This is a genomic window from Clavibacter michiganensis subsp. insidiosus, from assembly GCF_002240565.1.
Classification (GTDB): domain Bacteria; phylum Actinomycetota; class Actinomycetes; order Actinomycetales; family Microbacteriaceae; genus Clavibacter; species Clavibacter insidiosus.
The window spans coordinates 1,376,474-1,400,595 of record NZ_MZMO01000001.1; the positions used below are offsets into that span (position 1 = coordinate 1,376,474).

Sequence of the window (24,122 nt, forward strand, 5' to 3'; positions counted from 1 at the left end):
TCCGGCGCCCGCCGACCGTTACGATGGAGCGCGTGTCCACAGAGAACCCGTTCGGCCAGGTCCTGGTGGCGCTCGTCACCCCGTTCACCGCCGACGGCGAGGTCGACTGGCCGGGCGTCGAGAAGCACATGGACGACGTCATCGTCGCGGGCGCGGACGGCATCGTCGTCACGGGCACGACGGGCGAGACCAGCACGCTGACCGACCCGGAGAAGATCAAGCTCGTCGAGGTCGGCCGCTCCGTGAGCGGGGGCCGCGCGAAGATCATCACGGGCGGCGGATCCAACGAGACCGCGCACGCCATGCAGCTCGCGCGCCAGAGCGAGAAGGCCGGCGCCGACGGCAACATGATCGTCACGCCGTACTACAACAAGCCCACGCAGGCCGGTGTGCTCACGCACTTCCGCATGATCGCGGACGCGACCGACCTCCCGGTCATCCTCTACGACATCCCCGGCCGCACGGGCATCCCCATCCAGTACGAGACGATCCTCCGCGCCGCGAAGCACCCGAACATCCTCGCCGTGAAGGACGCCAAGGGCGACCTCGCGCAGGCCAGCCGCGTGCTCAACCAGACCGGCCTCATGTACTTCGCGGGCGACGACGCCAACGCGCTGCCGACCCTCGCGATCGGCGGCACGGGCCTCATCGGCGTCACCGCCAACGTCACCGCGACCCCGTATCGCACCATGGTCGACGCCGTGAACGCGGGCGACCTCGCCGCCGCCACGCACGCGCACCAGCAGCTCGAGCCGCTCGTCCGCGCCGTCATGACGCACGTGCCCGGTACGGTCGCGGCGAAGTACATCCTCCACGGCCTCGGCCGCATCGGCAGCCCCCGCGTGCGCCTGCCCCTCGTGGGGCCGGAGGAGTGGGAGGCCGCGCAGATCGAGGACGAGATCGACCTCGTCCGCGACGTCCCCGGCGTCGACTTCCGCAACTTCCGCCCCGACCGCAACGCCGCCGCGGGCGGAGCGCTGCCCCAGGTCGCCGGCACCACGCGCTGACGCGCGCCCCCGAGCATCCACCGCCGGCCCCTGCGCCGCATCGTCACCAGAGGAGTCCCATGCCCCACGGCGTCTACGACCCGCCGGAGCTCAAGCCCGGCACCCTGCGCATCACGCCCATCGGCGGCCTCGGCGAGATCGGCCGCAACATGACCACGTTCGAGATCGACGGGAAGATCCTCGTCGTCGACTGCGGCGTGCTCTTCCCGGAGGAGCACCAGCCGGGCGTCGACCTCATCCTCCCCGACTTCTCGTCCATCAAGGACCGCCTCGACGACGTCGTCGGCATCGTCCTCACGCACGGCCACGAGGACCACATCGGCGCCGTGCCGTACCTCCTCAAGCTCAAGCAGGACATCCCCCTCATCGGCTCCGGCCTCACACTCGCCCTCATCGAGGCGAAGCTCAAGGAGCACCGGATCACGCCGTACACGTTCCAGGTGAAGGAGGGCGACCGCGAGCGCCTCGGGCCGTTCGAGCTCGAGTTCGTCGCCGTCAACCACTCCATCCCAGATGCGCTGGCCGTCGCCATCACGACCGAGGCGGGCCGCGTGCTGCACACCGGCGACTTCAAGATGGACCAGCTGCCGCTCGACGACCGGATCACCGACCTCCGCGCCTTCGCGCGCCTCGGCGAGGCCGGCATCGACCTCTTCATGTCGGACTCCACCAACGCCGACGTCCCCGGCTTCACGCCCACCGAGCGCTCCATCGGCCCCGTGCTCGACGCCGTCATCTCCAAGGCCCCCCGTCGCGTCATCGTCGCGAGCTTCTCGAGCCACGTGCACCGCGTGCAGCAGGTGCTCGACGCCGCGCACGCGAACGGCCGCCGCGTCGCGTTCATCGGCCGCTCGATGATCCGCAACATGACCATCGCGGCCGAGCTCGGCTACCTGAAGGTGCCGGAGGGGGTCCTGATCGACTCCAAGAAGGCCGTCAACCTGCCGGACCACGAGATCGTCTACATGAGCACCGGGTCGCAGGGCGAGCCGATGGCCGTGCTCAGCCGCATGGCGAACCTCGAGCACCAGATCGAGATCGGGCAGGACGACACCGTCATCCTCGCGTCGAGCCTCATCCCGGGCAACGAGAACGCCGTCTACCGCGTGATCAACGGGCTCACGAAGCTCGGCGCCAACGTGGTTCACAAGGCCAACGCGAAGGTCCACGTCTCGGGCCACGCGGCCGCCGGCGAGCTGCTCTACTGCTACAACATCCTCAAGCCGCGCAACGTCCTCCCGGTGCACGGCGAGTACCGCCACCTGGTCGCGAACCAGCAGCTCGCGATCCAGACCGGCGTGCCGGAGCGCAACACGTTCCTCGCCGAGGACGGCACGGTCCTCGACATGAAGGACGGGCACGTGCGGGTCACGGGCCAGCTCGACGTCGGGTACGTCTACGTCGACGGGTCGACCGTGGGCGAGATCACCGACGCCGACCTGAAGGACCGTCGCATCCTCTCCGAGGAGGGCTTCGTCACGATCTTCGTGGTCGTCGAGCCGCAGACCGGCAAGGCCATGGTCGGACCGGAGATCGAGGCCCGCGGCTTCGCCGAGGACTCGCGGGTCTTCGACAGCGTCAAGCCGCTCGTCGTGAAGGCCCTCGCGGAGGCCGCGGCCAACGGCACGCGCGACACGCACGCGTACTCGCAGGTCGTGCGCCGCACGGTCGGCCGCTGGGTCAACTCGTCGCACCGCCGCCGCCCGATGATCATCCCGGTGGTCATCGAGGCGTAGCCCGGCCGTCGGCGGGAGCCGGAGCGCCGCGTGTCCCGAGGGGGCGGGGGAGACCCCGCCCCCTCCGTCGCGCGTGCCGGCGGCGCTCGTCCGCGCGGCCCCCTGACGGGGGTGCGCACCGTCATCCCCGTGGACGAAGCGCCGCGCGCGCCGCCGCCCCTAGCGTCGGAGGCGACCGGACGGGCCGCTGGGGACCGCCGGGGAAGGAGCGGCTGTGGGCGTTTGGCGGAGATGGATTCTCCCGATCACGAGGCTGGTCGTGCTCGCCGCGATCGCGGTGGCCCTCGTGCGCATGGCGTTCTTCGGGACGACGACCGAGGAGGCCTCCGAGGTGCCGACGGGCTCGGTCGTGGAGTCGCAGGTGCCGGCGTCCATCGCGACCGTGGTCAACGACGTGACGGTGAAGGGCAGCATCCAGCCGGATCCCGACGTGGCCGTGAAGGCGACGCTGCAGGGCAAGGTCTCGAAGATCGTCGCGGAGCAGGGCGCGACGGTCACGGCCGGCGACCCGATCCTCGTCATCCGCCAGGAGACGCCGGTGGATCCGGTGGTCGCGGCGGACGGCACGGTCACGCAGCCGAAGCCCAAGGTCGTCACCGAGACCGTCACCGCGTCCGCCGCGGGTTCGCTCGCGGAGCTCGGCGTGCTCGTCGGCCAGGAGGTCGCCGTCGGCGACGCGGTCGGCCGGATCGCGCCGCCCACCTTCCGCGCGACGGCGCCGCTCACCGCCGAGGAGCAGTACCGGCTCGTCACGCAGCCGACGGCGGCGAAGGTCGCCATAACCTCGGGACCCGCGCCGTTCGACTGCGGGGACCTGCGCATCGGCCAGCAGGCGGCGGCGTCCTCCGAGGGCGCGGGCGGGACAGGCGGGGCGGGCAGCGGATCCACCGGCAGCGGCACCGAGTCGGCCTCCACCGGCGCGACCGTCTCCTGCGCCGTGCCTGCCGGGACGCGCGTCTTCCCGGGCCTCGCCGCCGACATCACGATCCCCGCGGGCGAGGCGCCCGACGTGCTGACGCTCCCGACGACGGCGGTCGAGGGCCTCGCCGACACGGGCAACGTGTGGCTCGCGTCGGACGGCGGCGAGCCCGAGGAGCGCGCGGTCGGCCTCGGGATCAGCGACGGGAAGGTCGTGCAGATCACCTCGGGCCTCGCGGAGGGCGACATGGTGCTCGAGTTCGTGCCCGGTGCGCCCGTCCCCGAGGACGAGGCGATGACGATGCAGGGCGGGTACGGCGGATGAGCCTGATCCGTCTCGAGCAGGTGACCCGCACGGTCGAGCGGCCGGACGACGAGCCGCTGACGATCCTGCACGGCGTCGACCTCGACGTCGCGGTGGGCGACCACGTGTCGATCGTCGGCCGGTCGGGATCCGGCAAGTCGACGCTGCTGAACATCCTGGGGCTGCTCGACACCCCGACGACCGGCGAGGTGTACCTCGACGACGTTCCCATGGCGCGCGTGTCGGGATCCCGGCGCGACCGGGCCCGCGGGGGCGACATCGGCTTCATCTTCCAGCAGTTCAACCTCCTGCAAGGCCGCACGGCGCGCGAGAACGTGATGACGCCGCTGCTCTACTCGACGGGTCGCTCGTTCTGGCGCCGGGCGTCGATCGCGGCGGACATGCTCGAGCGGGTCGGCCTCGGCCACCGCATCGACGCGATGCCGGAGACCATGTCCGGCGGCGAGCAGCAGCGCGTCGCCATCGCGCGGGCCCTCGTGCGCTCGCCGCGGCTGATCCTGGCCGACGAGCCGACCGGCGCGCTCGACATCGAGACCGGCGCGACGGTGATGACCCTGCTCGCCGAGGTCGCCCACGCGTCCGGCGCGGCGCTGGTGACGATCACGCACGACCCGACCGTGGCGGCCCGCGCGGACCGGCACCACCGCCTCGAGATGGGCGTCCTCGCGCCGTCCGAGGCGCTCACCCGCGGGGTGCTCGCATGACCGGCTGGCTGTCGCGCACGGCGACCGGTCTCGTGGGCGCGGTCGTGGAGGCATGGGCCGAGCTCCGGATCCACCGCACGCGCGTGATGCTGTCCCTCATCGGGGTCGCGGTCGCGGTGGCGGCGATCACCTCGGTCGTCGGCCTCGGCGCGGTCGTGCAGCAGTCGCAGACCGAGCAGATGGAGCGCCAGTCGGGCCGACCCGCCGCGCTGTCGGCGTCCGCGTACTCCGCGACCGGGGACGGCCTGTCCTACGCCGAGCAGCGCACGCTCCTCGCGGACGTCGCCGACCGGTACGGCATCACCTGGTCGACGATCATCGGCTCCACGACGGTGCCGGTCGACTTCGCGCGCGGGCAGGCGCAGGTCCAGACCGTCGTGGTCGACCGGGACTACGGCGAGATGCGCCGCGTCGACGTGACGGACGGCCGCTGGTTCGACGAGCGGGACGCCGACCGCCTCGCGCCCGCGCTCGTCGTCAACCCCGCGTTCCTCGCGGAGCTCGGGTCGCCCGAGATCGCCGCGCACCCCTCCGCCGTGCTGCACGGCGAGCGGTCGGACCTCGTGGGCGTCGTCGTGGGCACCGTGCCCGCGCAGTACGCGGAGGAGCCGCCGACCGTCTACCTGCAGGCGTCCGACGCCGAGCGCCTGATGTCCGACGACGCGCTCGACGCCATGGCGCCGCAGTCCGAGTTCTGGGTGCCCGAGGCGGAGGCCGACGCGCTCACCGCGGCCATCACCTCGCAGGTGGCGGCGACCGCGCCCGAGGGCCTGGAGGTGAGCGTCGGCCGCAGCGACTGGGGGACGTACGACTACGACCCGCTGCTGTCGGTGAAGATCCTCGTCGGGGGCGTGGCGGGCCTCGTGCTCCTGCTCGGCGCGCTCGGCCTCGTGAACATCTCGCTCGTGACGGTGAAGCAGCGGATCCGGGAGATCGGCGTGCGGCGCAGCTTCGGCGCGAGCGCGGGCCGGGTGTTCTTCGCCGTGATGATGGAGAGCATCGTGGCGACGGTCGCCGCGGGCGTCGTCGGCGTGATGGCGGCGGTCGCGATCGTGAAGAACCCGTGGATCCTCTCGTTCGTCGCCTCGGGCGTCACCGACTTCCCGCCGTTCCCGCTGTCGGCGGCGCTCCTCGGGCTCGGCGCCTCGCTCGCCGTCGGCGCGATCGCGGGCCTGCTGCCGGCCCTCGTCGCGGTGCGCGTGTCGGTCATCGACGCGATCCGGTACTGATGCCGCGGCCGGGCGGGGAGCGCCCGGCCCGGCCCGGCGCGCCGTCGGCGACGGCGGCGCGGGATAACGTGGGTCGCATGGCTACGAGCACCAGGTCGACCAGCCGCGCCGGGAAGACCTCCTCGGGCGCGCCGCGCGCCACGCCCCCGCGCACGGGGCGTGCCGCCGAGACGAAGCAGCAGACCGTCGCCTACCCCGTGCAGCCGGAGCGCCGCGGCCCGCTCGTCGCCGCGTGGATGGGCCTCGCCCACGCCACCGGCGCCCTCTTCCGCGCCCTCGGACCGGAGAAGCTCGCGAAGGAGGAGCGCCGCGACGGCATCCCCTTCCTGCTCGTGGTGCTCGCGATCGCGGGCGTGGTCGTCGAGTGGTTCAACCCGCTCAACGACGTCGCCATGGCCTTCGACGCGTACACGTTCGGCGGCCTCTTCGGCCGGGTCGCCTTCGCGCTGCCCATCGTCATGGTGCTCCTCGCGCTCTGGCTCTTCCGCCACCCCTCGTCCGTCAGCGACAACGGGCGCATCGGCGTGGGCGTCTCGCTCTTCCTCGTCTCCATCGCCGCGCTCTGCCACATCTTCAACGGGGCGCCGGACCCGCGCGACGGCATGCTCGCCCTGGCCCGCGCCGGCGGCGTCCTCGGCTGGGTGCTCGCGGCGCCGCTGTCGCTCCTCATCACCCCGATCGGCGCGGGCGTCGTGGCCGGGATCCTGCTCCTGCTCTCCCTCTTCATCATCACGCGCACGCCGCCTAACCGCGTCGGCATGCGGCTGCGCGAGCTGTACTCCTACCTCTTCGGCGCGCCGCCCGTCGACGAGGAGCAGCGCGCCGCCGACCGCGCGGCCCGCAAGGCGCAGGCGACGGAGCAGGTCGAGCTCGAGGGCCTCGACGACGACGGCCCGGTCGACACCGACAGCCTCCCGTGGTGGCGCCGCAACCGCAGCCAGCGCGAGGACGCCCCCGCGTTCGACAGCCCGGTGCTCGCGCCGCACGCGGGATCCGACGACGACCGCCACGAGGTCCCCGCGCGGTCGGCCGCCGAGGCGCCCACCACCGTCATCGACCGCACGGTGGATCCCGACGCCTCCCGCCCGGAGGCCGGCGCCTTCGCGGGCGACGACGCCGCGACCCGCCGCATCGACCTCGACGCGCCCGTCGACGCCACGGCCACCGCGATCCTGCCGTCCGTCCCCGTGCACCCCACCGGCATCCGCGACGACGACGAGCCCGCCGTCCTCCCCGGCTTCGAGGACGACGGCTCCGACGTGGCCGTCGTCACGGGGGAGTCCGGCGCCCCGCAGGCGCCCTACCGCCTGCCCGCCGCGAGCACGCTCGCGCCCGGCACGCCCGCGAAGTCCCGCTCGTCCGTCAACGACGAGGTGGTGCGCGCGCTCACCGAGGTGCTCACGAACTTCCAGGTCGACGCCACGGTCACGGGCTTCTCACGCGGTCCGACGGTCACGCGCTACGAGCTCGAGCTCGCGCCCGGCGTCAAGGTCGAGCGCGTCACGGCGCTCGCGAAGAACATCAGCTACGCGGTCGCCTCCAACGAGGTCCGCATCCTCTCGCCCATCCCGGGACGCAGCGCCATCGGCGTGGAGATCCCGAACACCGACCGCGAGATCGTCTCGCTCGGTGACGTGCTCCGCTCGTCCGCCGCGACGAACAGCGCGCACCCGATGACCATCGGCGTCGGCAAGGACGTCGAGGGCGGCTACGTCATCGCCAACCTGGCGAAGATGCCCCACCTCCTGGTCGCGGGATCCACGGGCTCCGGCAAGTCGAGCTTCGTCAACTCGATGATCACCTCGCTCCTCATGCGCGCGAAGCCGAGCGACGTCCGCATGGTCCTCATCGACCCGAAGCGCGTGGAGCTGACCATCTACGCGGGCGTCCCGCACCTCATCACGCCCATCATCACCAACCCGAAGAAGGCGGCCGAGGCGCTGCAGTGGGTGGTGAAGGAGATGGACATGAGGTACGACGACCTCGCCAGCTTCGGCTTCCGCCACATCGACGACTTCAACAAGGCCGTCACGAGCGGGTCCATCGTTCTCCCCGAGGGCAGCGAGCGGACGCTCCGCCCGTACCCCTACCTCCTCGTGGTGGTCGACGAGCTCGCCGACCTCATGATGGTCGCGCCGCGGGACGTCGAGGACTCGATCGTCCGGATCACGCAGCTGGCTCGCGCCGCCGGCATCCACCTGGTCCTCGCGACGCAGCGTCCGTCCGTCGACGTCGTCACGGGCCTCATCAAGGCCAATGTCCCGTCCCGTCTCGCGTTCGCGGTGTCGAGCATGACCGACTCCCGCGTGATCCTCGACCAGCCCGGTGCCGACAAGCTCATCGGCCAGGGCGACGGCCTCTTCCTCCCCATGGGCGCCAACAAGGCCGTCCGCGTTCAGGGCGCGTGGGTGCAGGAGGCGGAGATCGCCAAGGTCGTCGAGCACGTGACGCGCCAGGCACGGCCCGAGTACCGCCAGGACGTCGCGGTCGCCGCCGAGAAGAAGGAGATCGACGCGGACATCGGCGACGACCTCGAGGTGCTGCTCGCGGCGGCCGAGCTGGTCGTCAGCACGCAGTTCGGATCCACGTCGATGCTGCAAAGGAAGCTCCGCGTCGGCTTCGCCAAGGCCGGTCGGCTCATGGACCTCCTCGAGGCGCGCGAGATCGTCGGCCCGTCCGAGGGATCCAAGGCGCGCGACGTGCTCGTCTCGGCCGAGCAGCTCCCGGGCGTCCTCGCGACGCTGCGCGGGGAAACGCCCGCGGCCGCACCGGCACCCGCCGCACCCGCCGCCGCTCCGGTCGCGCCGCCCGCCGCCGACGCGGACGACGGGAACCGCTACCCGTCGGATCCTCTGCACAAGGACCTGGACGCGTACGAGCAGGTGGAGGCCGAGGGCGACGACGACGCCTGGGGCCTGACGGGGAGGGACTGACCGTGGCGGAGCGGAGCGCATCGAGCGCGGACGGGACCGGGGCACCCCGCATCTGGCGCGCGGGCGACTCGCCGGCGAGCTCCTGGAACGTCGCCAACGTCCTCACGGTCGTGCGGATCCTGCTGGCCCCCGTCTTCGTCGTCCTCCTCGCGGCGGACGACGGCGCCGACGGCCCGCTCCGCTACGCGGCCGCGGCGCTCTTCATCCTCGCGATCGCCACGGACGGCGTCGACGGGCACATCGCCCGCAGTCGCAACCTCGTCACGGACCTCGGCAAGCTCCTCGACCCCATCGCCGACAAGGTGCTCACGGGCGCCGCGCTCGTCATGCTCTCGGTGCTCGGCGAGCTGCCCTGGTGGGTGACGACCGTGATCCTCGTGCGCGAGCTCGGCATCACGGCCTACCGGTTCGCCGTGCTCCGCGACCGCGTGGTCGCGGCGTCCCGCGGCGGCAAGCTGAAGACCGTCGCGCAGGCCGTCGCGATCAGCGTCGCGCTGCTCCCGCTGTGGGACGTGGTCGGCGACGGCATGCACGTCGTGAACACCGTGCTCATGTCGATCGCGTTCGTCCTCACCGTGCTCTCCGGCCTCGACTACATGCGCCAGGCGGTGCGAGCGGAGCGCGCCTCGTGAGCGCGGCCGACGAGGCCACCGACGAGCAGCTCGCCGAGCGCGTGATCGCCGCCCTCGTGGCCAGCGGTCGGCGCATCGCCGTCGCCGAGTCGCTCACGGGAGGCCTGCTCACCGCCGCCCTGGTCGGCGTCCCCGGCGCCTCGCGCGCGCTCCTCGGCGGGATCGTCTCCTACGACTCGGCCCTCAAGCGCACGATCCTCGGCGTCGAGTCCTCGATCCTCGCCGTCCACGGCGCGGTCCACCCCGACGTGGCCCGGCAGATGGCCCGCGGCGTGCGCCAGGCGTGCGCCATCGACGGACGCCCCGCCGACGTCGGCGTCTCCACGACGGGAGCCGCGGGGCCGGATCCCCAGGACGGGCAGCAGCCGGGCACGGCGTTCGTGGGCCTGTCCATCGACGGCGACTCGCGCGCCATCGCGCTGCACCTCGATGGAGGCCGCCAGGCGGTCCGCGCGGGCGTCGTGCACGAGGCCCTCGTCGCCCTCGTCGAGGCGCTGGATCCCGCCGGGAACATCTGATGCGGCTCCCGCGTTGTCGTAATCACGTTCACAAGCAACGCCCAGTGCCCCTGCTTAGCCTGAGTCCTCGGCCAGATGCTCACCCATCAGCCCCGGACCTCCGGTTCGATCAGGCACCAGGCGCAACGAGGAGGCTCCCGTGGTTCTAGTCCGTCAGGAGATCGGCGACGTCCTACGGGACTTCCGCTTGCAGAAGGGGCGCACGCTCCGCCAGGTCGCCAGCAAGGCGAGCGTCGCGCTCGGCTACCTCAGCGAGGTCGAGCGGGGCCAGAAGGAGGCGTCGAGCGAGATCCTCGCGTCCGTCGCCGACGCGCTCGACACCCCCATCTCCGTCATCATGCGCGAGGTCGGCGACCGTCTCGCCGTCATCGAGGGGCTCAACCCCATCCCCGACACCATCCCGGACGACCTCGTCGCCGGCTTCGACAGCGACCTCGTCGCGCGCTGACCCTCTCCTCACGACCTCCCGCCCCGCCCGTCCTCGCGACGGGCGGGGCGTCGTCGTCCCGGCGGCAGCGGGTAGCGTGGTCGGCATGCGACTGAGCGAGTTCCAGCGGGCCGTCTCCGACGAGTTCGGCTCCGGATACGGGCCGGTCCTGGTCGCGGACCTCGTGCTCGGCGAGCTCGGCGGGCGCACGTGCGCGCAGGCGCTGAAGGACGGGACGCCCGCCCGCGAGGTCTGGCTCGCCCTCTGCCGCGCGCAGGACGTCCCGCGTGCGCGCTGGAACGGCGCCGGGGTGCCCGAGCCGCGCGTCTGAGGTCTCCCGACCGGGATCTGCAGTTCGACATCCCGAGCCGGATGCGTCGACGACACGCGGCGCGCCGTTCGAATATGCCTTCGAACGCGCGTAGTCTCCCCACAGGAGCGATTCGAAGCGCGGACTGCACAGGTCTGGCCCCTCCGGCAGCGATGTCGGCGGCGCCGCATAACGTGCACCTCGCGGAGATCACCCGTCGCCTTGTCGGCACCGGACCCCGCGGCCAGCGGGAGCGGAGCGACAGCCTGCAGGCAACCCACCTTCGACACGAGGAGCACCCCATGGCATCATCGGCAGACCGCGAGAAGTCCCTCGAGACCGCGCTCGCACAGATCGACCGGCAGTTCGGCAAGGGCTCGGTCATGCGACTGGGCAGCGATGAGCGCGCGCCCGTCGCCGTCATCCCCACCGGATCCGTCGCGCTGGACGTGGCCCTCGGCATCGGCGGGCTCCCGCGAGGCCGCATCGTCGAGATCTACGGCCCGGAGTCCTCGGGAAAGACCACGCTGACGCTGCACGCCATCGCCAACGCGCAGCGCGCCGGCGGCATCGCGGCGTTCATCGACGCGGAGCACGCGCTCGACCCGGAGTACGCGAAGAAGCTCGGCGTCGACATCGACGCGCTCCTCGTCTCCCAGCCCGACACGGGTGAGCAGGCGCTCGAGATCGCCGACATGCTCGTGCGCTCGGGATCCATCGACCTGGTCGTCATCGACTCCGTCGCGGCGCTCGTGCCGCGCGCCGAGATCGAGGGCGAGATGGGCGACTCCCACGTGGGCCTCCAGGCGCGCCTCATGTCGCAGGCGCTCCGCAAGCTCACCGGTGGCCTCAACCAGACGCAGACCACCATGATCTTCATCAACCAGCTCCGCGAGAAGATCGGCGTGTTCTTCGGCAGCCCGGAGACCACCGCCGGTGGCAAGGCGCTCAAGTTCTACGCCTCGGTCCGTCTCGACATCCGCCGCATCGAGACGCTGAAGGACGGCACCGACGCGGTGGGCAACCGCACTCGCGTCAAGGTTGTCAAGAACAAGATGGCGCCGCCCTTCAAGCAGGCGGAGTTCGACATCCTCTACGGCACGGGCATCTCCCGCGAGGGCAGCCTCATCGACTTCGGCGTCGAGCACGAGATCGTCCGCAAGTCGGGTGCCTGGTACACCTACGACGGCGACCAGCTCGGCCAGGGCAAGGAGAACTCGCGCAAGCACCTCCTGAACAACCCGGAGATCGCCGCTGAGATCGAGCAGAAGATCAAGGTCAAGCTCGGCCTGGTCAAGGACCCGAACGCGGATGCTGCAGCCACGGCCGACGCGGCTCCGGCTCCGGTCGCGGCCGCAGCGCCCAAGGCATCGGCTCGCAAGAGCGCCTGACCCGGCGCTCCCTCGGCGGGGCGCGTCCCACCACGCGCCCCGCCCCCGCACGACACCGGCCCGACCGTGGCATCACGTTCCGCGTGATGCGCGCTCGGGCCTCCTGAGGACGGAAGCACCATGGTCAGATTCCCCTCCGAGGGCGAGCAGGGCACGGGCCCCGGGCCCGACGAAATCGCCCCCGTCGCCTCCCTCGCCGACCGTCGTTCGCGTCGGGCCGAGGCTCGCCCGCTCGTCGAGCCCGCGGAGCCCGACGATGCGTCACCTGCGCCTCGCGTCGAGCCGTCTCATCCCGCGCACGGCCGCTCCGTCACCGAGGTCGACGGCATCGTCACGATCGGCGCGGCGGTCGACGGGTCGGAGGCGGGCCGCGCCCTCGCCGCGCAGGAGCGCATCGCGGAGGCGCGGCGGGTGCTCGCCGAGGCCGAGGCGCAGGCGGCGCGCGGGTCCGGCGACGCGACCGCCGCGTTCCCGGAGACGCCGCCGACAGAGGACGACGGTGCGGACGACACGACGCCCGCGGCGTGGCGCGCCGAGCAGGAGCGGGCCGAGCGGGCGCGCGCCAAGGCGGAGCAGGACGAGGCGTACCGGCAGGACATGATCCGGCTGGAGGAGGACCGCGTCGAGGACGAGCGCCGCGAGGCGGAGGCGGAGGAGGAGCGCGCCGCCGAGCGGACGCCCGAGCGCCAGCGGCGTCGGGCGGACAACGTCCTCGCCAACCGGCTGCGCGGTCGCGGGCTCTCCCTCGCGGAGGCGCGCGAGGTGCTCGACGGGGCGGAGATCGACCCGGACATCGCGGAAGAGACGCTCGCTCGCTACGTCTCCCTGCAGTACATCAACGAGGCGGCGCTGGCGGAGCAGATCCTGCACACGCACCTCGACCGCAAGGGCCTCGGGCGGCGCTCGGTCGAGATGGAGATGCGCCGTCGCAAGCTCGACCCCCTCGTCATCGAGGAGGCCATGGCCGAGCAGCCGGACGACGAGCTCGCGCGCGCGACCGAGGTCGCGATGAAGCGCGTCGGGCAGCTCTCGTCCTACGACGACGAGACGGCCGAGCGCCGACTCACGTCGTTCCTCATGCGGCGTGGCTACGGAGGCGGGGTCGTGCGGGATGCGGCGAAGGCCGCGCTCGCGACCCGCCGTGGCTCGTCCCGCGTCCGCTTCCGCTGACCCGGCCGCCGGACAGCGCAGGGCGTCCACGCACGTAGGATCGAGACATCATGAGCACCGTCGCCGAGCACGTCCGCGTCGCCCCGCCCGAAGCCGACCGGCCCCGGACTTATGAGGTCCGCACCTACGGCTGCCAGATGAACGTCCACGACTCGGAGCGGCTCACCGGGTCGCTCGAGGCCGCCGGCTACGTGTCGGCCGAGGGTGCCGAGGCGGACATCGTCGTCATCAACACGTGCGCCGTCCGCGAGAACGCGGACAACAAGCTCTACGGGAACCTCGGCCACCTCGCCGGTGTCAAGCGCCGGCACGAAGGCATGCAGATCGCCGTCGGCGGGTGCCTCGCGCAGAAGGACCGGGCGACCGTGCTCGAGAAGGCGCCGTGGGTCGATGTCGTCTTCGGCACCCACAACATGGGCTCCCTGCCGGCGCTGCTCGAGCGCGCGCGGCACAATGGCGAGGCGCAGCTGGAGATCCTGGAGAGCCTCGAGACGTTCCCGTCCACGCTGCCCACGAAGCGCGACGAGATCGCGAGCGGCTGGGTCTCCATCTCGGTGGGGTGCAACAACACCTGCACGTTCTGCATCGTCCCCGCGCTCCGCGGCAAGGAGAAGGACCGGCGGTCAGGCGACATCCTGGCCGAGATCCAGGCCCTCGTCGACGACGGCGCGGTCGAGGTCACGCTGCTCGGCCAGAACGTCAACTCCTACGGCGTCGAGTTCGGCGACCGTCAGGCGTTCGGCAAGCTGCTGCGGGCCGCCGGCGCCATCGAGGGGCTGGAGCGCATCCGCTTCACGAGCCCCCACCCGGCTGCCTTCACCGACGACGTGATCGACGCGATGGCGGAGACGCCGGCCGTGATGCCGCAGCTGCACATGCCGCTGCAGTCGGGATCCGACCGCGTCCTCAAGGCCATGCGCCGCTCGTACCGGTCCGAGCGCTTCCTCGGGATCCTCGATCGGGTCCGAACCCGCATCCCCGACGCGGCGATCACGACCGACATCATCGTCGGCTTCCCGGGCGAGACGGAGGAGGACTTCCAGGAGACCCTCCGCGTCGTCGAGGCGGCCCGCTTCTCCTCCGCGTTCACGTTCCAGTACTCCATCCGCCCCGGCACCCCTGCCGCGACGATGGACGAGCAGGTGCCCGCCGATGTCGTGAAGGAGCGGTACGGGCGCCTCACCGCGCTGCAGGAGCGGATCAGCCATCAAGAGAACCTGCGCGTGGTCGGCCGCACGGTCGAGGTCCTCGTGAGCGCGCACGAGGGTCGGAAGGACGGCGATACGCGCCGGGTCACCGGGCGGGCGCAGGACGGCCGCCTCGTCCACCTCGACGTCCCCGAGGGCAGCGGCGAGCCGCGCCCCGGCGACGCCGTCGAGGTCGAGATCACCCGCGCGGCGCCGTTCCACCTCATCGCCGACTCGGTCGACCGCGCTCCGCTGCGCATCCGCCGCACCCGCGCCGGCGACGCGTGGGAGCGCGCGCAGGCCGACTCCTGCGGCGTGCCGACGCCGACGCCGGCGTCGGGCGCGGGGTCGAGCGCCGCTGGGGCGCCGCGCGTCTCGCTCGGGCTGCCCTCGCTCCGTGTGACCACGGCCGCGGGCGACGGGTCGGCGCACCCGCGACACCGCGCGTGACCCCGATCGTCGCGATCGTCGGCGCCACCGGCACCGGGAAGTCGGCCCTGTCCCTCGACATCGCGGACCGGCTGCGGGCCGAGGGCCGAGCGGTCGAGATCGTCAACGCCGACGCCATGCAGCTCTACCGGGGCATGGACATCGGCACGGCCAAGCTGCCCGAGGCCGAGCGGCGCGGCGTGCCGCACCACATGCTCGACGTCCTCGACGTGACCGCGGAGGCCACCGTCGCCGCGTACCAGGAGGAGGCGCGCGGGGCGATCGGCGGCATCCTCGAGCGCGGGGCCGTCCCGATCCTCGTCGGCGGATCCGGCCTCTACGTCTCGTCGGTGCTCTTCGACTACGACTTCCCGGGAACCGATCCCGAGATCCGGCAGCGCCTGGAACAGGATCTGGCGACGACCGGGCCGGGCATGCTGCACCGGCGCCTCCGCGAGCTCGACCCGGCGGCGGCCCAGCGGATCGGCGCGCACAACGGGCGGCGCCTCGTGCGCGCGCTGGAGGTCGTGGAGATGACGGGACCGCAGCCGGAGCGCGCATCCGCCGAGCCGCGCCCATGGCATCCGGCGCGGATCCTGGCGCTCACGCTGCCGCGCGAGGAGCTCGTGCCGCGGCTCGACGTTCGCGTCTCCGGCATGTGGGAGGACGGGCTGGTGGACGAGGTCGCCGGGTTGCTGTCGGCCGGGCTCGCCGACGGCGTCACCGCCTCCCGGGCCATCGGCTACGCGCAGGCGGCCAGGCAGCTCGCGGGGGAGCTCACCGAGGAGCAGGCGATCGAGGAGACGCGCGCGCTCACGCGCCGCTTCGCGCGCCGTCAGGTGTCCTGGTTCGGCCGCTACGCCGACGCCGTGCGGCTGGACGCGCGCGACGAGCGGCTCCTCGCTCACGCGCTCGACGCCCTCCCGGCGGCGCGCCCGTAGGCTGGCGGGATGGCAGACCTGCAGTTCACCAAGGGCCAGGGCACGGGCAACGACTTCGTGCTGTTCGCGGATCCCGCGGGCGAGATCTACCTGACGGACACGCAGGTGCAGGCGCTCTGCGACCGCCACTTCGGGATCGGCGCCGACGGCACGATCCGCGCGGTGCTCTCCAGCCGCATCCCCGAGGGCCGCGCGGCCCTCGACGAGGACCCGGACGCCGAGTGGTTCATGGACTACCGCAACGTCGACGGCAGCCCTGCCGAGATGTGCGGCAACGGCATCCGCGTCTTCACGCTCTTCCTCATCGAGAACGGGCTCATCGAGCTGCCCCCGGGCGGTACTGTCCCGATCGGCACGCGGGCCGGCGTCCGGGACGTGCAGCGCAGCGGATCCGGGTTCCAGGTCGACCTCGGCCGCTGGTCCCTCGCGGGCGGCGAGCCGCTCGTGCGCGCCAAGGACCTCCAGGTCGCGCGTCCGGGCCTCGGCATCGACGTGGGCAACCCGCACGTGGTGGTGGCGCTGTCCAGCGAGGACGAGCTCGCGGAGGCCGACCTCGCGTTCGTGCCGCAGCTGGATCCCGAGCCCGCCGACGGCGCGAACGTCGAGCTCGTCGTGCCCGCCGATCCGCTCGTCGTGGACGGCGTGGGCCACATCACGATGCGCGTCCACGAGCGCGGCAGCGGCGAGACGCTGAGCTGCGGCACGGGTGCCGCGGCGGCCGCACTCGCGACGCGGCACTGGGCCGGGGCCGCCGCACCGCACGAGTGGCGCGTGCAGCTGCCGGGCGGGGTGCTCGGGGTGCGGATGTTTCCGACGGAGGACGGCGAGCACGTCGGCCTCTCGGGCCCCGCCGAGCTGGTGTTCGACGGGGTCGTGGCGCTGGCCTGATCCCGTCGTCCCGCCCGCGGATGCAGGGGGAGGGGTGGCGGGCTAGGAGTCCGCGCCGCGGTGCACCCGCAGCACCCGGAAGCCCTTGTCGGAGGCGGCGCGCGTCGTCTCCAGGCCCGCGGGCAGGGTGTCGACCAGCCAGCGCTGCAGCGAGTCGGATCCGAGGTTGCGCTGCACGACGAGCCAGGCGTCCGCGTCCGGCGCGAGGCGGGGCATCCAGTCGAGCAGGATCCCGTGCAGCGCCTCCTTGCCGACGCGGATGGGCGGGTTCGACCACACGGTGCCGAACGCGAGGTCGGCGGGGACGTCCTCGGGCATCACGGCGTTGACGTTCTCGAGACCGAGGGACCGGGCGTTCGCCCGCGTCAGCTCGAGCGCCCGCTCGTTCACGTCGACCGCCCACACGGTGGCCGCGGGCGAGCGCATCGCCAGATCGAGGGCGACGGGGCCCCAGCCGCAGCCCACGTCCAGCAGATGCCCCTCGGCAGGGGGCGCGGGGACGTTGCGCAGCAGCACCAGGGTGCCCTGGTCGACGTGCTCGGGGCTGAAGACGCCGCCGGCGGTCTCGAGGTCCACCGTGCGCCCGCCCAGCTCGACGGTGATGGTGCGGGTGCGCAGGGGTCCGACCGGCGACGAGGAGAAGTAGTGCGCGTCGGCCATACCGGGACGATACCGGACGCCCGCACTACGATGGGAGCACATGACAACGCACGACGAGCACGACCACGAGCCCGCGGACACGACGACGACGTCCACCGAGAACACCGACCGGGACGACGTCGTCGCGCGCGTCCTCGGTCGAGCGGAGAACCGCTCGGCCGACTACGCCCTCTTCCGCGGGTCCGGCGCGCAGGCGCTGTCCGCGAACCCCGACACCGAGCAGGGCTCGGACGGCGACCAGAGCGAGCGCGCCGACCGGCAGGCGCTGCGCCGCGTCCCCGGGCTCTCCACCGAGCTCGAGGACGTCACCGAGGTCGAGTACCGCCAGCTGCGCCTCGAGAACGTCGTGCTCATCGGCGTGTACTCGCAGGGCTCCGTCGACGACGCCGAGAACAGCATGCGGGAGCTCGCGGCCCTCGCCGAGACCGCGGGCGCGGTCGTGCTCGACGGCCTCCTGCAGCGCCGCCCCACGCCGGATCCCAGCACCTACTTCGGACGAGGCAAGGCCGAGGAGCTGCGGGCTCTCGTGGCGGCCGTCGGCGCCGACACCGTCATCGCCGACACCGAGCTCGCCCCGAGCCAGCGGCGCGCGCTCGAGGACGTGGTGAAGGTCAAGGTCATCGACCGCACGGCCGTGATCCTCGACATCTTCAGCCAGCACGCCAAGAGCCGCGAGGGCAAGGCCCAGGTCGAGCTCGCCCAGCTGCAGTACCTCCTCCCGCGCCTGCGCGGCTGGGGCGACTCGATGTCGCGCCAGGCCGGTGGCCAGGTCGGCGGCGCGGGCGCGGGGATGGGATCCCGCGGCCCGGGTGAGACGAAGATCGAGCTCGACCGTCGGCGCATCAACACGCGCATGGCGCGCCTCCGCAAGCAGATCGCCGCGATGAAGCCCGCGCGGGACACCAAGCGCGCCAACCGCGACCGTCATTCGGTGCCCTCGGTCGCGATCGTCGGGTACACGAACGCCGGCAAGTCGTCGCTCCTCAACCGGGTGACGAAGGCGGGCGTGCTCGTCGAGAACGCGCTCTTCGCCACGCTCGACGCGACGGTGCGGAAGACCGAGACGGACCAGGGGCAGCTCTACACGCTGGCCGACACGGTCGGCTTCGTGCGCAACCTGCCGCACCAGCTGGTCGAGGCCTTCCGATCGACGCTCGAGGAGCTCGCCGACTCCGACGTGCTCGTGCACGTCGTCGACGCCTCGCACCCGGATCCCGCGGCTCAGCTCGCGACCGTCCACGAGGTCATCGCCGAGGTGGACGCCTCGTCCATCCCCGAGATCGTCGTGTTCAACAAGAGCGACCTCGCCTCGGACGGCGACCGCGTGGTGCTCCGCGGCCTCGCGCCGCAGGGCGTGTTCGTCTCGGCCCGCACGGGCGAGGGCGTCGAGGAGCTGCGTCGCCGCATCGCGGAGCTGCTGCCGCAGCCGACGATCGAGGTCGACCTCCTGGTGCCCTTCGAGCACGGCGAGGTCGTCGCGATGCTGCACGACGGCGCCAAGGTGCTCGAGACCTCGTACGTCGAGGAGGGCACGCGCGTGCGCGCGCTCGTGACGGCGGAGCAGCAGGCGCAGGTCCAGGCGTACTCGGTGGTCCCCGCGGTCTGACCCGCGGCGCACCACGGACCCTGCATGCAGGAGAGCGGCCGCCCCCCCCACGGGGGCCGGCCGCTCTCGTGCGTCGTGCGGGGGATCAGATCGAGCGCATGACCGCCACGACCTTGCCGACGACCTCCGCGAAGTCGCCGAGGATGGGCTCGAACGCGCTGTTGCGGGGCAGCAGCCACGTGTGGCCGTCGCGCTGGCGGAAGACCTTGACGGTGGCCTCGTCGTCGAGCATGGCTGCGACGATGTCGCCGTTCTCCGCGGTCTTCTGCTGGCGGACGACCACCCAGTCGCCGTCGCAGATGGCCGCGTCGATCATGGAGTCGCCGACGACGCGGAGCATGAAGAGGTCGCCCTTGCCGACGAGCTGGCGGGGGAGGGGGAAGACCTCCTCGACCATCTGCTCCGCGGTGATGGGGATGCCGGCGGCGATGCGGCCGACCATGGGCACCATGGCGGCGTCTCCCACCGGGGTCGACGGATCGCCGCTCTCCGCGGCGCCGGTGCCCGGCAGGTCGATGAGGACCTCGAGGGCGCGCGGCCGGTTCGGGTCGCGGCGGAGGTAGCCGGAGAGCTCGAGCTGGTTGAGCTGGTGCGTGACGCTCGAGAGCGACGCGAGGCCGACGGCGTCGCCGATCTCGCGCATGCTCGGCGGGTAGCCCTGGCCGGCGATGGTGCGCTGGATGAACTCCAGGATCGAGATCTGCTTGTCGCTGAGGCTCTTGCGGCGCCTCGTCGCGCCGCCTCCCGCCGCTCGCTCGTCCGTCATGCCACGGCCCGCCTCTCGTCGCCGACGCCGCCGCGGCACGATCGGCCCGGCGGGCCGACGCCCTCGCGGGGGCGATGTCGGTGGTGCCGGGTGGAATGGACACCAGGCACTCGAAACTGTATCCAGCTGGGGCACCTCGTACAAACACCTGTTCGAGCGTGTCGCGCCGCTGGGGGCCGGATCGAGGCGATGAGGGCTTGCGGAGGTCTGGTTTCGAATGTATGTTCGGAACACAGCTTCGCACCCGGCTCTCCCGGCCGAGAGCCGGGTGCGAGCTGCCCGACCCGCATCGCATGCCGTACCGCACTGCACCGCCGAGCGCGTCGCATCGACGCCCCACCGTCTCGCACGAGAGGTCACCATGAACACCGCAGCCATCACCCCCGCCGGCCCGTCCGTCGCACCCGTCGCGGAGGCCGCCGTCGCGCCCCGCACGCGCCTGCGCATCACGCGGCGCGGCCGCGTCGTCCTCACCGCGCTCGTCGCGGCCCCCCTGGCACTCGGCGCTGGGCTCGTCGCCCTCAACGGCGGCGCGGCCGTCGCGTCGAAGGACGCGTCGGGCACCACGTTCGAGTACGTGACGGTGTCGAGCGGCCAGTCCCTGTGGGACCTCGCCGAGGAGATCGCCCCGTCGGCTGACCCGCGCGACGTCATCGCGTCGGTCGTCGACCTCAACCGGCTCCCCTCGTCGGACGTCGCGGCCGGCCAGCAGCTCGCCGTCCCTGCCGAGTACGCGCACTGATCCTGTCCGCTCGCGGTCGCGCCGCGGGTGGGCACGGCGCCCGTCGTCGTTCCCGGTGGCGGCCGGGGACGACGACGGTCCGACCTGACGCGATCGGTAGCATGGAACCCATGAGCACCCTCGCGCGCACCGCGCACGTCACGCGGCAGACCAGCGAGTCCAGCATCGACCTCCAGCTCGACCTCGACGGCACCGGCGCCTCCGAGATCAGCACCTCGGTGCCGTTCTACGACCACATGCTCACCGCCTTCGCGAAGCACTCGCTCACGGACCTGAAGGTCACCGCCACGGGCGACACGCACATCGACGTGCACCACACCGTGGAGGACGTCGGCATCGTCCTCGGCCAGGCCATCCGCCAGGCGCTCGGCGACAAGTCCGGCATCGCCCGCTTCGGCGACGCGCTCGTGCCGCTCGACGAGGCGCTCGTGCAGTCGGTCGTCGACATCTCCGGTCGTCCGTTCCTCGTCCACTCGGGCGAGCCCGCCGGCTTCGAGATGCACCTCATCGGCGGCCACTTCACCGGATCCATGGTCCGCCACGTCTTCGAGGCCATCACCTTCCACGCGGGCCTCACCGTGCACCTCACCGTCCTCGGCGGACGCGACCCGCACCACATCGCGGAGGCGGAGTTCAAGTCGTTCGCGCGCGCCTTCCGCCAGGCCAAGGAGCTCGACCCGCGCGTCTCCGGCATCCCGTCCACGAAGGGCGCGCTGTGACGCGGCCCTCGGTCGTCGTCCTCGACTACGGGAGCGGCAACGTCCACTCCGCCGTCAAGGCGCTCGAGCTGGCCGGTGCGGACGTCGAGCTGACGGGCGACCCGAAGCGCGCGCACGAGGCGGACGGCCTGCTCGTCCCCGGCGTCGGTGCCTTCTCGGCCGTCATGACCGCGCTGCGGGCAGCCGGTGGCGACCGCGTCGTCGACCGCCGCCTCGCCGGAGGTCGTCCGGTGCTCGGCATCTGCGTCGGCATGCAGGTCATGTTCGACCGGGGCGTCGAGCGCGACGTCGACGTCGCGGGCCTGGGGGAGTGGCCCGGCACGGTCGACCGCATCGAGTCCGACGTGCTGCCGCACATGGGCTGGAACACCGTCGACGTCCCCGAGGGGTCGTCCCTGTTCGCGGGCCTGGAGGACGAGCGCTTCTACTTCGTGCACTCGTACGCCGCGCGCACCTGGGGCATCGATCCGCTGCCGCCGCTGCCGGCACCCCGCGTCACCTGGGCCACGCACGGCGAGCGGTTCATCGCCGCCGTCGAGAACGGCCCGCTCACCGCCACGCAGTTCCACCCCGAGAAGTCGGGGGCCGCCGGCATCCGGTTGCTCGCGAACTGGCTCGGCACCCTCCGCGCCGCCTGACGCCCCCACCTGCATCCGCCGTCGCCGACGGCGCCGCCCGCACGCCCGATCGATGGAAGGCCCCCATGAGCGAGTTCACCAGCACGCCCCGTCTGACCCTCCTGCCCGCCGTCGACGTGGCGGGCGGCCAGGCCGTCCGCCTCACGCAGGGCGCGGCGGGCACCGAGACCGGCTACGGCGACCCCGTCGACGCGGCCCGGGACTGGGCCGAGCAGGGTGCGGAGTGGCTGCACCTCGTCGACCTCGACGCCGCATTCGGCCGCGGGGACAACCTGTCGGTCATCTCCCGGGTGATCCGCGCCATCGACGGCGTGCAGATCGAGCTGTCCGGCGGCATCCGCGACGACCGCTCGCTCGACGTCGCCCTCGAGAGCGGCGCGACGCGCATCAACCTCGGCACGGCGGCGCTCGAGAACCCCGAGTGGGCCGCCAGCGTGATCGCCCAGCACGGCGAGGCCGTGGCGGTCGGGCTCGACGTCCGCGGGCGCACGCTCTCCGCGCGCGGCTGGACGCAGGACGGCGGCGACATCTGGGAGGTGCTCGAACGGCTCGAGGACGCGGGATGCGCGCGCTACGTCGTCACCGACGTCACGAAGGACGGCACGCTCCAGGGCCCGAACCTCCAGCTGCTGCGCGACGTGCTGGAGCGCACCGAGCGCCCCGTGGTCGCGTCCGGCGGCGTCTCGAGCCTCGACGACATCGCCGCGCTCCGCGAGCTCGTGCCGCTCGGCCTCGAGGGCGCCATCGTCGGCAAGGCCCTCTACGCCGGGGCCTTCACGCTGGGCGAGGCGCTCGACGTCGCCGGGGATCGATGACCGGATCCACTCCGTACGCGGACTCGGCCGGGACCCCCTGGGCGGGACGTTCGTTCGAGCCGACGCCGTTCCCGGATGACGACGGGTCCGCGCCGCCCGCCGTCGCCTCGGCGCTCGCGCGGCACGGTCGCGGCGAGGTCGGCCAGGGTGTCGTCGTCGATGCGCTCCGCGACGCGCGCCTGCTGATCCCGCTGGTCGCCCGCCTGGGCGAGGAGGGCGAGGGCGCGCACGGACTCACAGCGGACAAGAGCGCCGAGCTGTCGATCATCACGGTCGCCGGTCCCGACGGCCGCACCGTCATGCCCGTCTTCACGTCGGTCGCCGCGATGGGCAGGTGGAACGCGAGGGCGCGTCCCGTCCCCGCCGACGCCGTCCGCGTGGCGCTGGCGGCGGCGAGCGAGGAGACCGACCTCGTGGTCGTCGACCCGGGGTCCGACACCGAGTTCGTGCTGCGGCGGCCGGCGGTGTGGGCGGTCGCGCGCTCGCTGCCGTGGATCCCGAGCCCGGAGGATCCCGAGGTCGCCGCGGCTCTGGAGGCGAGCGTCGTCGAGGAGCCCGCGGTCGTCAGCCTGAGCACCGCGCCGGGGGATCCGCGCGCGCGCCTCGAGGGCCCGGAGCTGCTGATCGCGCTCGAGCTCGTCGACGGCCTCGACCGCCCGGCGCTCGACGCGCTGCTCGCGCGGCTGCAGGGGGAGTGGTCCCGGAGCGCGGTGCTCGCCGACCGGGTCGACAGCATGGGTCTGCGGATCACCTCCGCCGGCTGAGACGCGGGTCGCGCCCCTCCGTCGCGGTGACGGCGCGCGACCCGTCCGGGCCGTCGTCCTAGGAGACGGGCCCGGTGTACTTCTCTCCTGGGCCCTTGCCCACGGCGTCGGGGTACGGCGAGGCCTCCCGGAAGGCGAGCTGCAGGGAGCGCAGGCCGTCGCGGAGGCTGCGCGCGTGCTGGTCGCCCAGCTCCGGGGAGGCGGCGGTGACGAGACCCGCGAGCGAGATGATCAGCTTCCGCGCCTCGGCGAGGTCGGTCTGCGTGGCGGGGTCGTCGGCGAGCCCGCACTTCACGGCCGCGGCGCTCATGAGGTGGACGGCGGTGGTGGTGATGACCTCGACGGCGGAGACCTCCGCGATGTCGCGCGCGTACTGGTCGGCGACGAAGTCGGCGGTGTCGTCGTCGGCGACGCCCGCGGCCGGGCTGCTCGTGCCGTCGCCGGTCGCGGCGGCGGGCTCCTCGAAGCGGTGGACGTGCGCGTCGGGCGCGGTGGTCGCGGTGGTCGCGGGGTCGGGGGTCGGGTCGGTCATGTCTGTCCTCCTGCTCGGGGCGGCCGGGTGGTGCCGGACGCCCGCGGACCCGGTCGGCGCCCGCCCTTCCGGGTCGGGGTCGGCGTCTGCTATGCTGATCGACGGCTCCGGGGCTGTCACAGTCCCGGTTCGAAA

24 protein-coding genes are annotated in these 24,122 nt (G+C 72.8%); 21 read left to right on the forward strand and 3 right to left on the reverse strand.

What is annotated here, in order from left to right; genetic code table 11:
* Positions 1 to 23: 23 nt before the first annotated feature.
* The 15 genes from dapA to dapF all read left to right on the forward strand — a co-directional run bounded on the left by dapA (position 24) and on the right by dapF (position 16,745).
* Positions 24 to 1,007: a 4-hydroxy-tetrahydrodipicolinate synthase gene (dapA, locus tag B5P21_RS06785; protein WP_045528483.1), complete on the forward strand. Its 984-nt coding sequence runs from the start codon at positions 24 to 26 to the stop codon at positions 1,005 to 1,007.
* Positions 1,008 to 1,066: 59 nt separating this feature from the next.
* Positions 1,067 to 2,743: a ribonuclease J gene (locus B5P21_RS06790; RefSeq protein ID WP_094170958.1), complete on the forward strand. Its 1,677-nt coding sequence runs from the start codon at positions 1,067 to 1,069 to the stop codon at positions 2,741 to 2,743.
* A 259-nt stretch (positions 2,744 to 3,002) separates the two neighbouring features.
* Positions 3,003 to 3,986, forward strand: a complete 984-nt coding sequence (locus B5P21_RS06795; RefSeq protein WP_236688671.1) for a permuted SH3 domain-containing protein — start codon at positions 3,003 to 3,005, stop codon at positions 3,984 to 3,986.
* A complete protein-coding gene (locus B5P21_RS06800) occupies positions 3,983 to 4,690 on the forward strand; it encodes an ABC transporter ATP-binding protein (protein WP_045528478.1) in 708 nt (235 codons plus the stop codon). Before B5P21_RS06795 ends, B5P21_RS06800 begins: the two co-directional genes overlap by 4 nt.
* Positions 4,687 to 5,919 (forward strand): ABC transporter permease, encoded by a 1,233-nt coding sequence (locus B5P21_RS06805; RefSeq protein WP_094170959.1) that lies wholly within the window; start codon positions 4,687 to 4,689, stop codon positions 5,917 to 5,919. The genes B5P21_RS06800 and B5P21_RS06805 overlap by 4 nt, the downstream gene beginning before the upstream one ends.
* Positions 5,920 to 5,996: 77 nt before the next feature.
* Positions 5,997 to 8,852 carry an FtsK/SpoIIIE family DNA translocase gene (locus B5P21_RS06810; protein WP_045528476.1) on the forward strand — a complete coding sequence of 952 codons (2,856 nt, stop codon included), beginning with the start codon at positions 5,997 to 5,999 and terminating at the stop codon, positions 8,850 to 8,852.
* A gap of 2 nt (positions 8,853 to 8,854) precedes the next feature.
* A complete protein-coding gene (gene pgsA, locus B5P21_RS06815) occupies positions 8,855 to 9,484 on the forward strand; it encodes a CDP-diacylglycerol--glycerol-3-phosphate 3-phosphatidyltransferase (RefSeq protein ID WP_045528475.1) in 630 nt (209 codons plus the stop codon).
* On the forward strand, positions 9,481 to 10,002 hold the full coding sequence (locus tag B5P21_RS06820) for a CinA family protein (protein ID WP_045528474.1): 522 nt from the start codon (positions 9,481 to 9,483) through the stop codon (positions 10,000 to 10,002). The genes pgsA and B5P21_RS06820 overlap by 4 nt, the downstream gene beginning before the upstream one ends.
* Positions 10,003 to 10,141: 139 nt before the next feature.
* Complete coding sequence (locus tag B5P21_RS06825; RefSeq protein WP_012298599.1) at positions 10,142 to 10,450, forward strand: helix-turn-helix domain-containing protein; 309 nt, start codon at positions 10,142 to 10,144, stop codon at positions 10,448 to 10,450.
* Positions 10,451 to 10,535: 85 nt separating this feature from the next.
* Positions 10,536 to 10,760, forward strand: coding sequence for a DUF3046 domain-containing protein (locus B5P21_RS06830; RefSeq protein ID WP_045530387.1), 225 nt, complete (start codon positions 10,536 to 10,538; stop codon positions 10,758 to 10,760).
* A gap of 281 nt (positions 10,761 to 11,041) precedes the next feature.
* Complete coding sequence (gene recA, locus B5P21_RS06835; protein WP_045528472.1) at positions 11,042 to 12,130, forward strand: recombinase RecA; 1,089 nt, start codon at positions 11,042 to 11,044, stop codon at positions 12,128 to 12,130.
* A 120-nt stretch (positions 12,131 to 12,250) separates the two neighbouring features.
* Positions 12,251 to 13,300 carry a regulatory protein RecX gene (locus tag B5P21_RS17250; protein ID WP_236688670.1) on the forward strand — a complete coding sequence of 350 codons (1,050 nt, stop codon included), beginning with the start codon at positions 12,251 to 12,253 and terminating at the stop codon, positions 13,298 to 13,300.
* Between the two features lie 50 nt (positions 13,301 to 13,350).
* Entirely contained in the window at positions 13,351 to 14,937 is a 1,587-nt protein-coding gene (miaB, locus tag B5P21_RS06845; protein WP_045528470.1) for a tRNA (N6-isopentenyl adenosine(37)-C2)-methylthiotransferase MiaB, read from the forward strand.
* Positions 14,934 to 15,857, forward strand: a complete 924-nt coding sequence (gene miaA, locus B5P21_RS06850) for a tRNA (adenosine(37)-N6)-dimethylallyltransferase MiaA (protein ID WP_045528469.1) — start codon at positions 14,934 to 14,936, stop codon at positions 15,855 to 15,857. Before miaB ends, miaA begins: the two co-directional genes overlap by 4 nt.
* A 9-nt stretch (positions 15,858 to 15,866) precedes the next feature.
* Positions 15,867 to 16,745 carry a diaminopimelate epimerase gene (gene dapF, locus B5P21_RS06855; RefSeq protein WP_094170960.1) on the forward strand — a complete coding sequence of 293 codons (879 nt, stop codon included), beginning with the start codon at positions 15,867 to 15,869 and terminating at the stop codon, positions 16,743 to 16,745.
* 42 nt (positions 16,746 to 16,787) lie between these two features.
* Here the strand turns inward: dapF and B5P21_RS06860 are convergent, their stop codons facing one another.
* The gene (locus B5P21_RS06860; protein WP_094170961.1) at positions 16,788 to 17,405 is read right to left on the reverse strand and encodes a class I SAM-dependent methyltransferase; all 618 of its coding nucleotides are present in this window, start codon (positions 17,403 to 17,405) and stop codon (positions 16,788 to 16,790) included.
* Between the two features lie 40 nt (positions 17,406 to 17,445).
* Between B5P21_RS06860 and hflX the strand changes: the two genes are divergently transcribed.
* The gene (hflX, locus tag B5P21_RS06865; protein WP_094170962.1) at positions 17,446 to 19,011 is read left to right on the forward strand and encodes a GTPase HflX; all 1,566 of its coding nucleotides are present in this window, start codon (positions 17,446 to 17,448) and stop codon (positions 19,009 to 19,011) included.
* Positions 19,012 to 19,096: 85 nt separating this feature from the next.
* Here the strand turns inward: hflX and lexA are convergent, their stop codons facing one another.
* Entirely contained in the window at positions 19,097 to 19,777 is a 681-nt protein-coding gene (gene lexA, locus B5P21_RS06870; protein WP_045528461.1) for a transcriptional repressor LexA, read from the reverse strand.
* 361 nt (positions 19,778 to 20,138) lie between these two features.
* On the opposite strand from lexA, the gene B5P21_RS06875 reads away from it, so the two are divergent.
* The 5 genes from B5P21_RS06875 to B5P21_RS06895 all read left to right on the forward strand — a co-directional run bounded on the left by B5P21_RS06875 (position 20,139) and on the right by B5P21_RS06895 (position 23,455).
* On the forward strand, positions 20,139 to 20,519 hold the full coding sequence (locus B5P21_RS06875) for a LysM peptidoglycan-binding domain-containing protein (RefSeq protein ID WP_015490655.1): 381 nt from the start codon (positions 20,139 to 20,141) through the stop codon (positions 20,517 to 20,519).
* Between the two features lie 110 nt (positions 20,520 to 20,629).
* The gene (hisB, locus tag B5P21_RS06880; protein ID WP_045528459.1) at positions 20,630 to 21,238 is read left to right on the forward strand and encodes an imidazoleglycerol-phosphate dehydratase HisB; all 609 of its coding nucleotides are present in this window, start codon (positions 20,630 to 20,632) and stop codon (positions 21,236 to 21,238) included.
* Entirely contained in the window at positions 21,235 to 21,876 is a 642-nt protein-coding gene (gene hisH, locus B5P21_RS06885; RefSeq protein WP_045528458.1) for an imidazole glycerol phosphate synthase subunit HisH, read from the forward strand. Before hisB ends, hisH begins: the two co-directional genes overlap by 4 nt.
* 65 nt (positions 21,877 to 21,941) lie before the next feature.
* Positions 21,942 to 22,691 (forward strand): bifunctional 1-(5-phosphoribosyl)-5-((5-phosphoribosylamino)methylideneamino)imidazole-4-carboxamide isomerase/phosphoribosylanthranilate isomerase PriA, encoded by a 750-nt coding sequence (gene priA, locus B5P21_RS06890; protein WP_015490652.1) that lies wholly within the window; start codon positions 21,942 to 21,944, stop codon positions 22,689 to 22,691.
* On the forward strand, positions 22,688 to 23,455 hold the full coding sequence (locus tag B5P21_RS06895; RefSeq protein WP_094170963.1) for an SseB family protein: 768 nt from the start codon (positions 22,688 to 22,690) through the stop codon (positions 23,453 to 23,455). The genes priA and B5P21_RS06895 overlap by 4 nt, the downstream gene beginning before the upstream one ends.
* 58 nt (positions 23,456 to 23,513) lie before the next feature.
* Here the strand turns inward: B5P21_RS06895 and B5P21_RS06900 are convergent, their stop codons facing one another.
* Positions 23,514 to 23,987 (reverse strand): DUF1844 domain-containing protein, encoded by a 474-nt coding sequence (locus B5P21_RS06900; protein ID WP_094170964.1) that lies wholly within the window; start codon positions 23,985 to 23,987, stop codon positions 23,514 to 23,516.
* Positions 23,988 to 24,122: the final 135 nt, after the last annotated feature.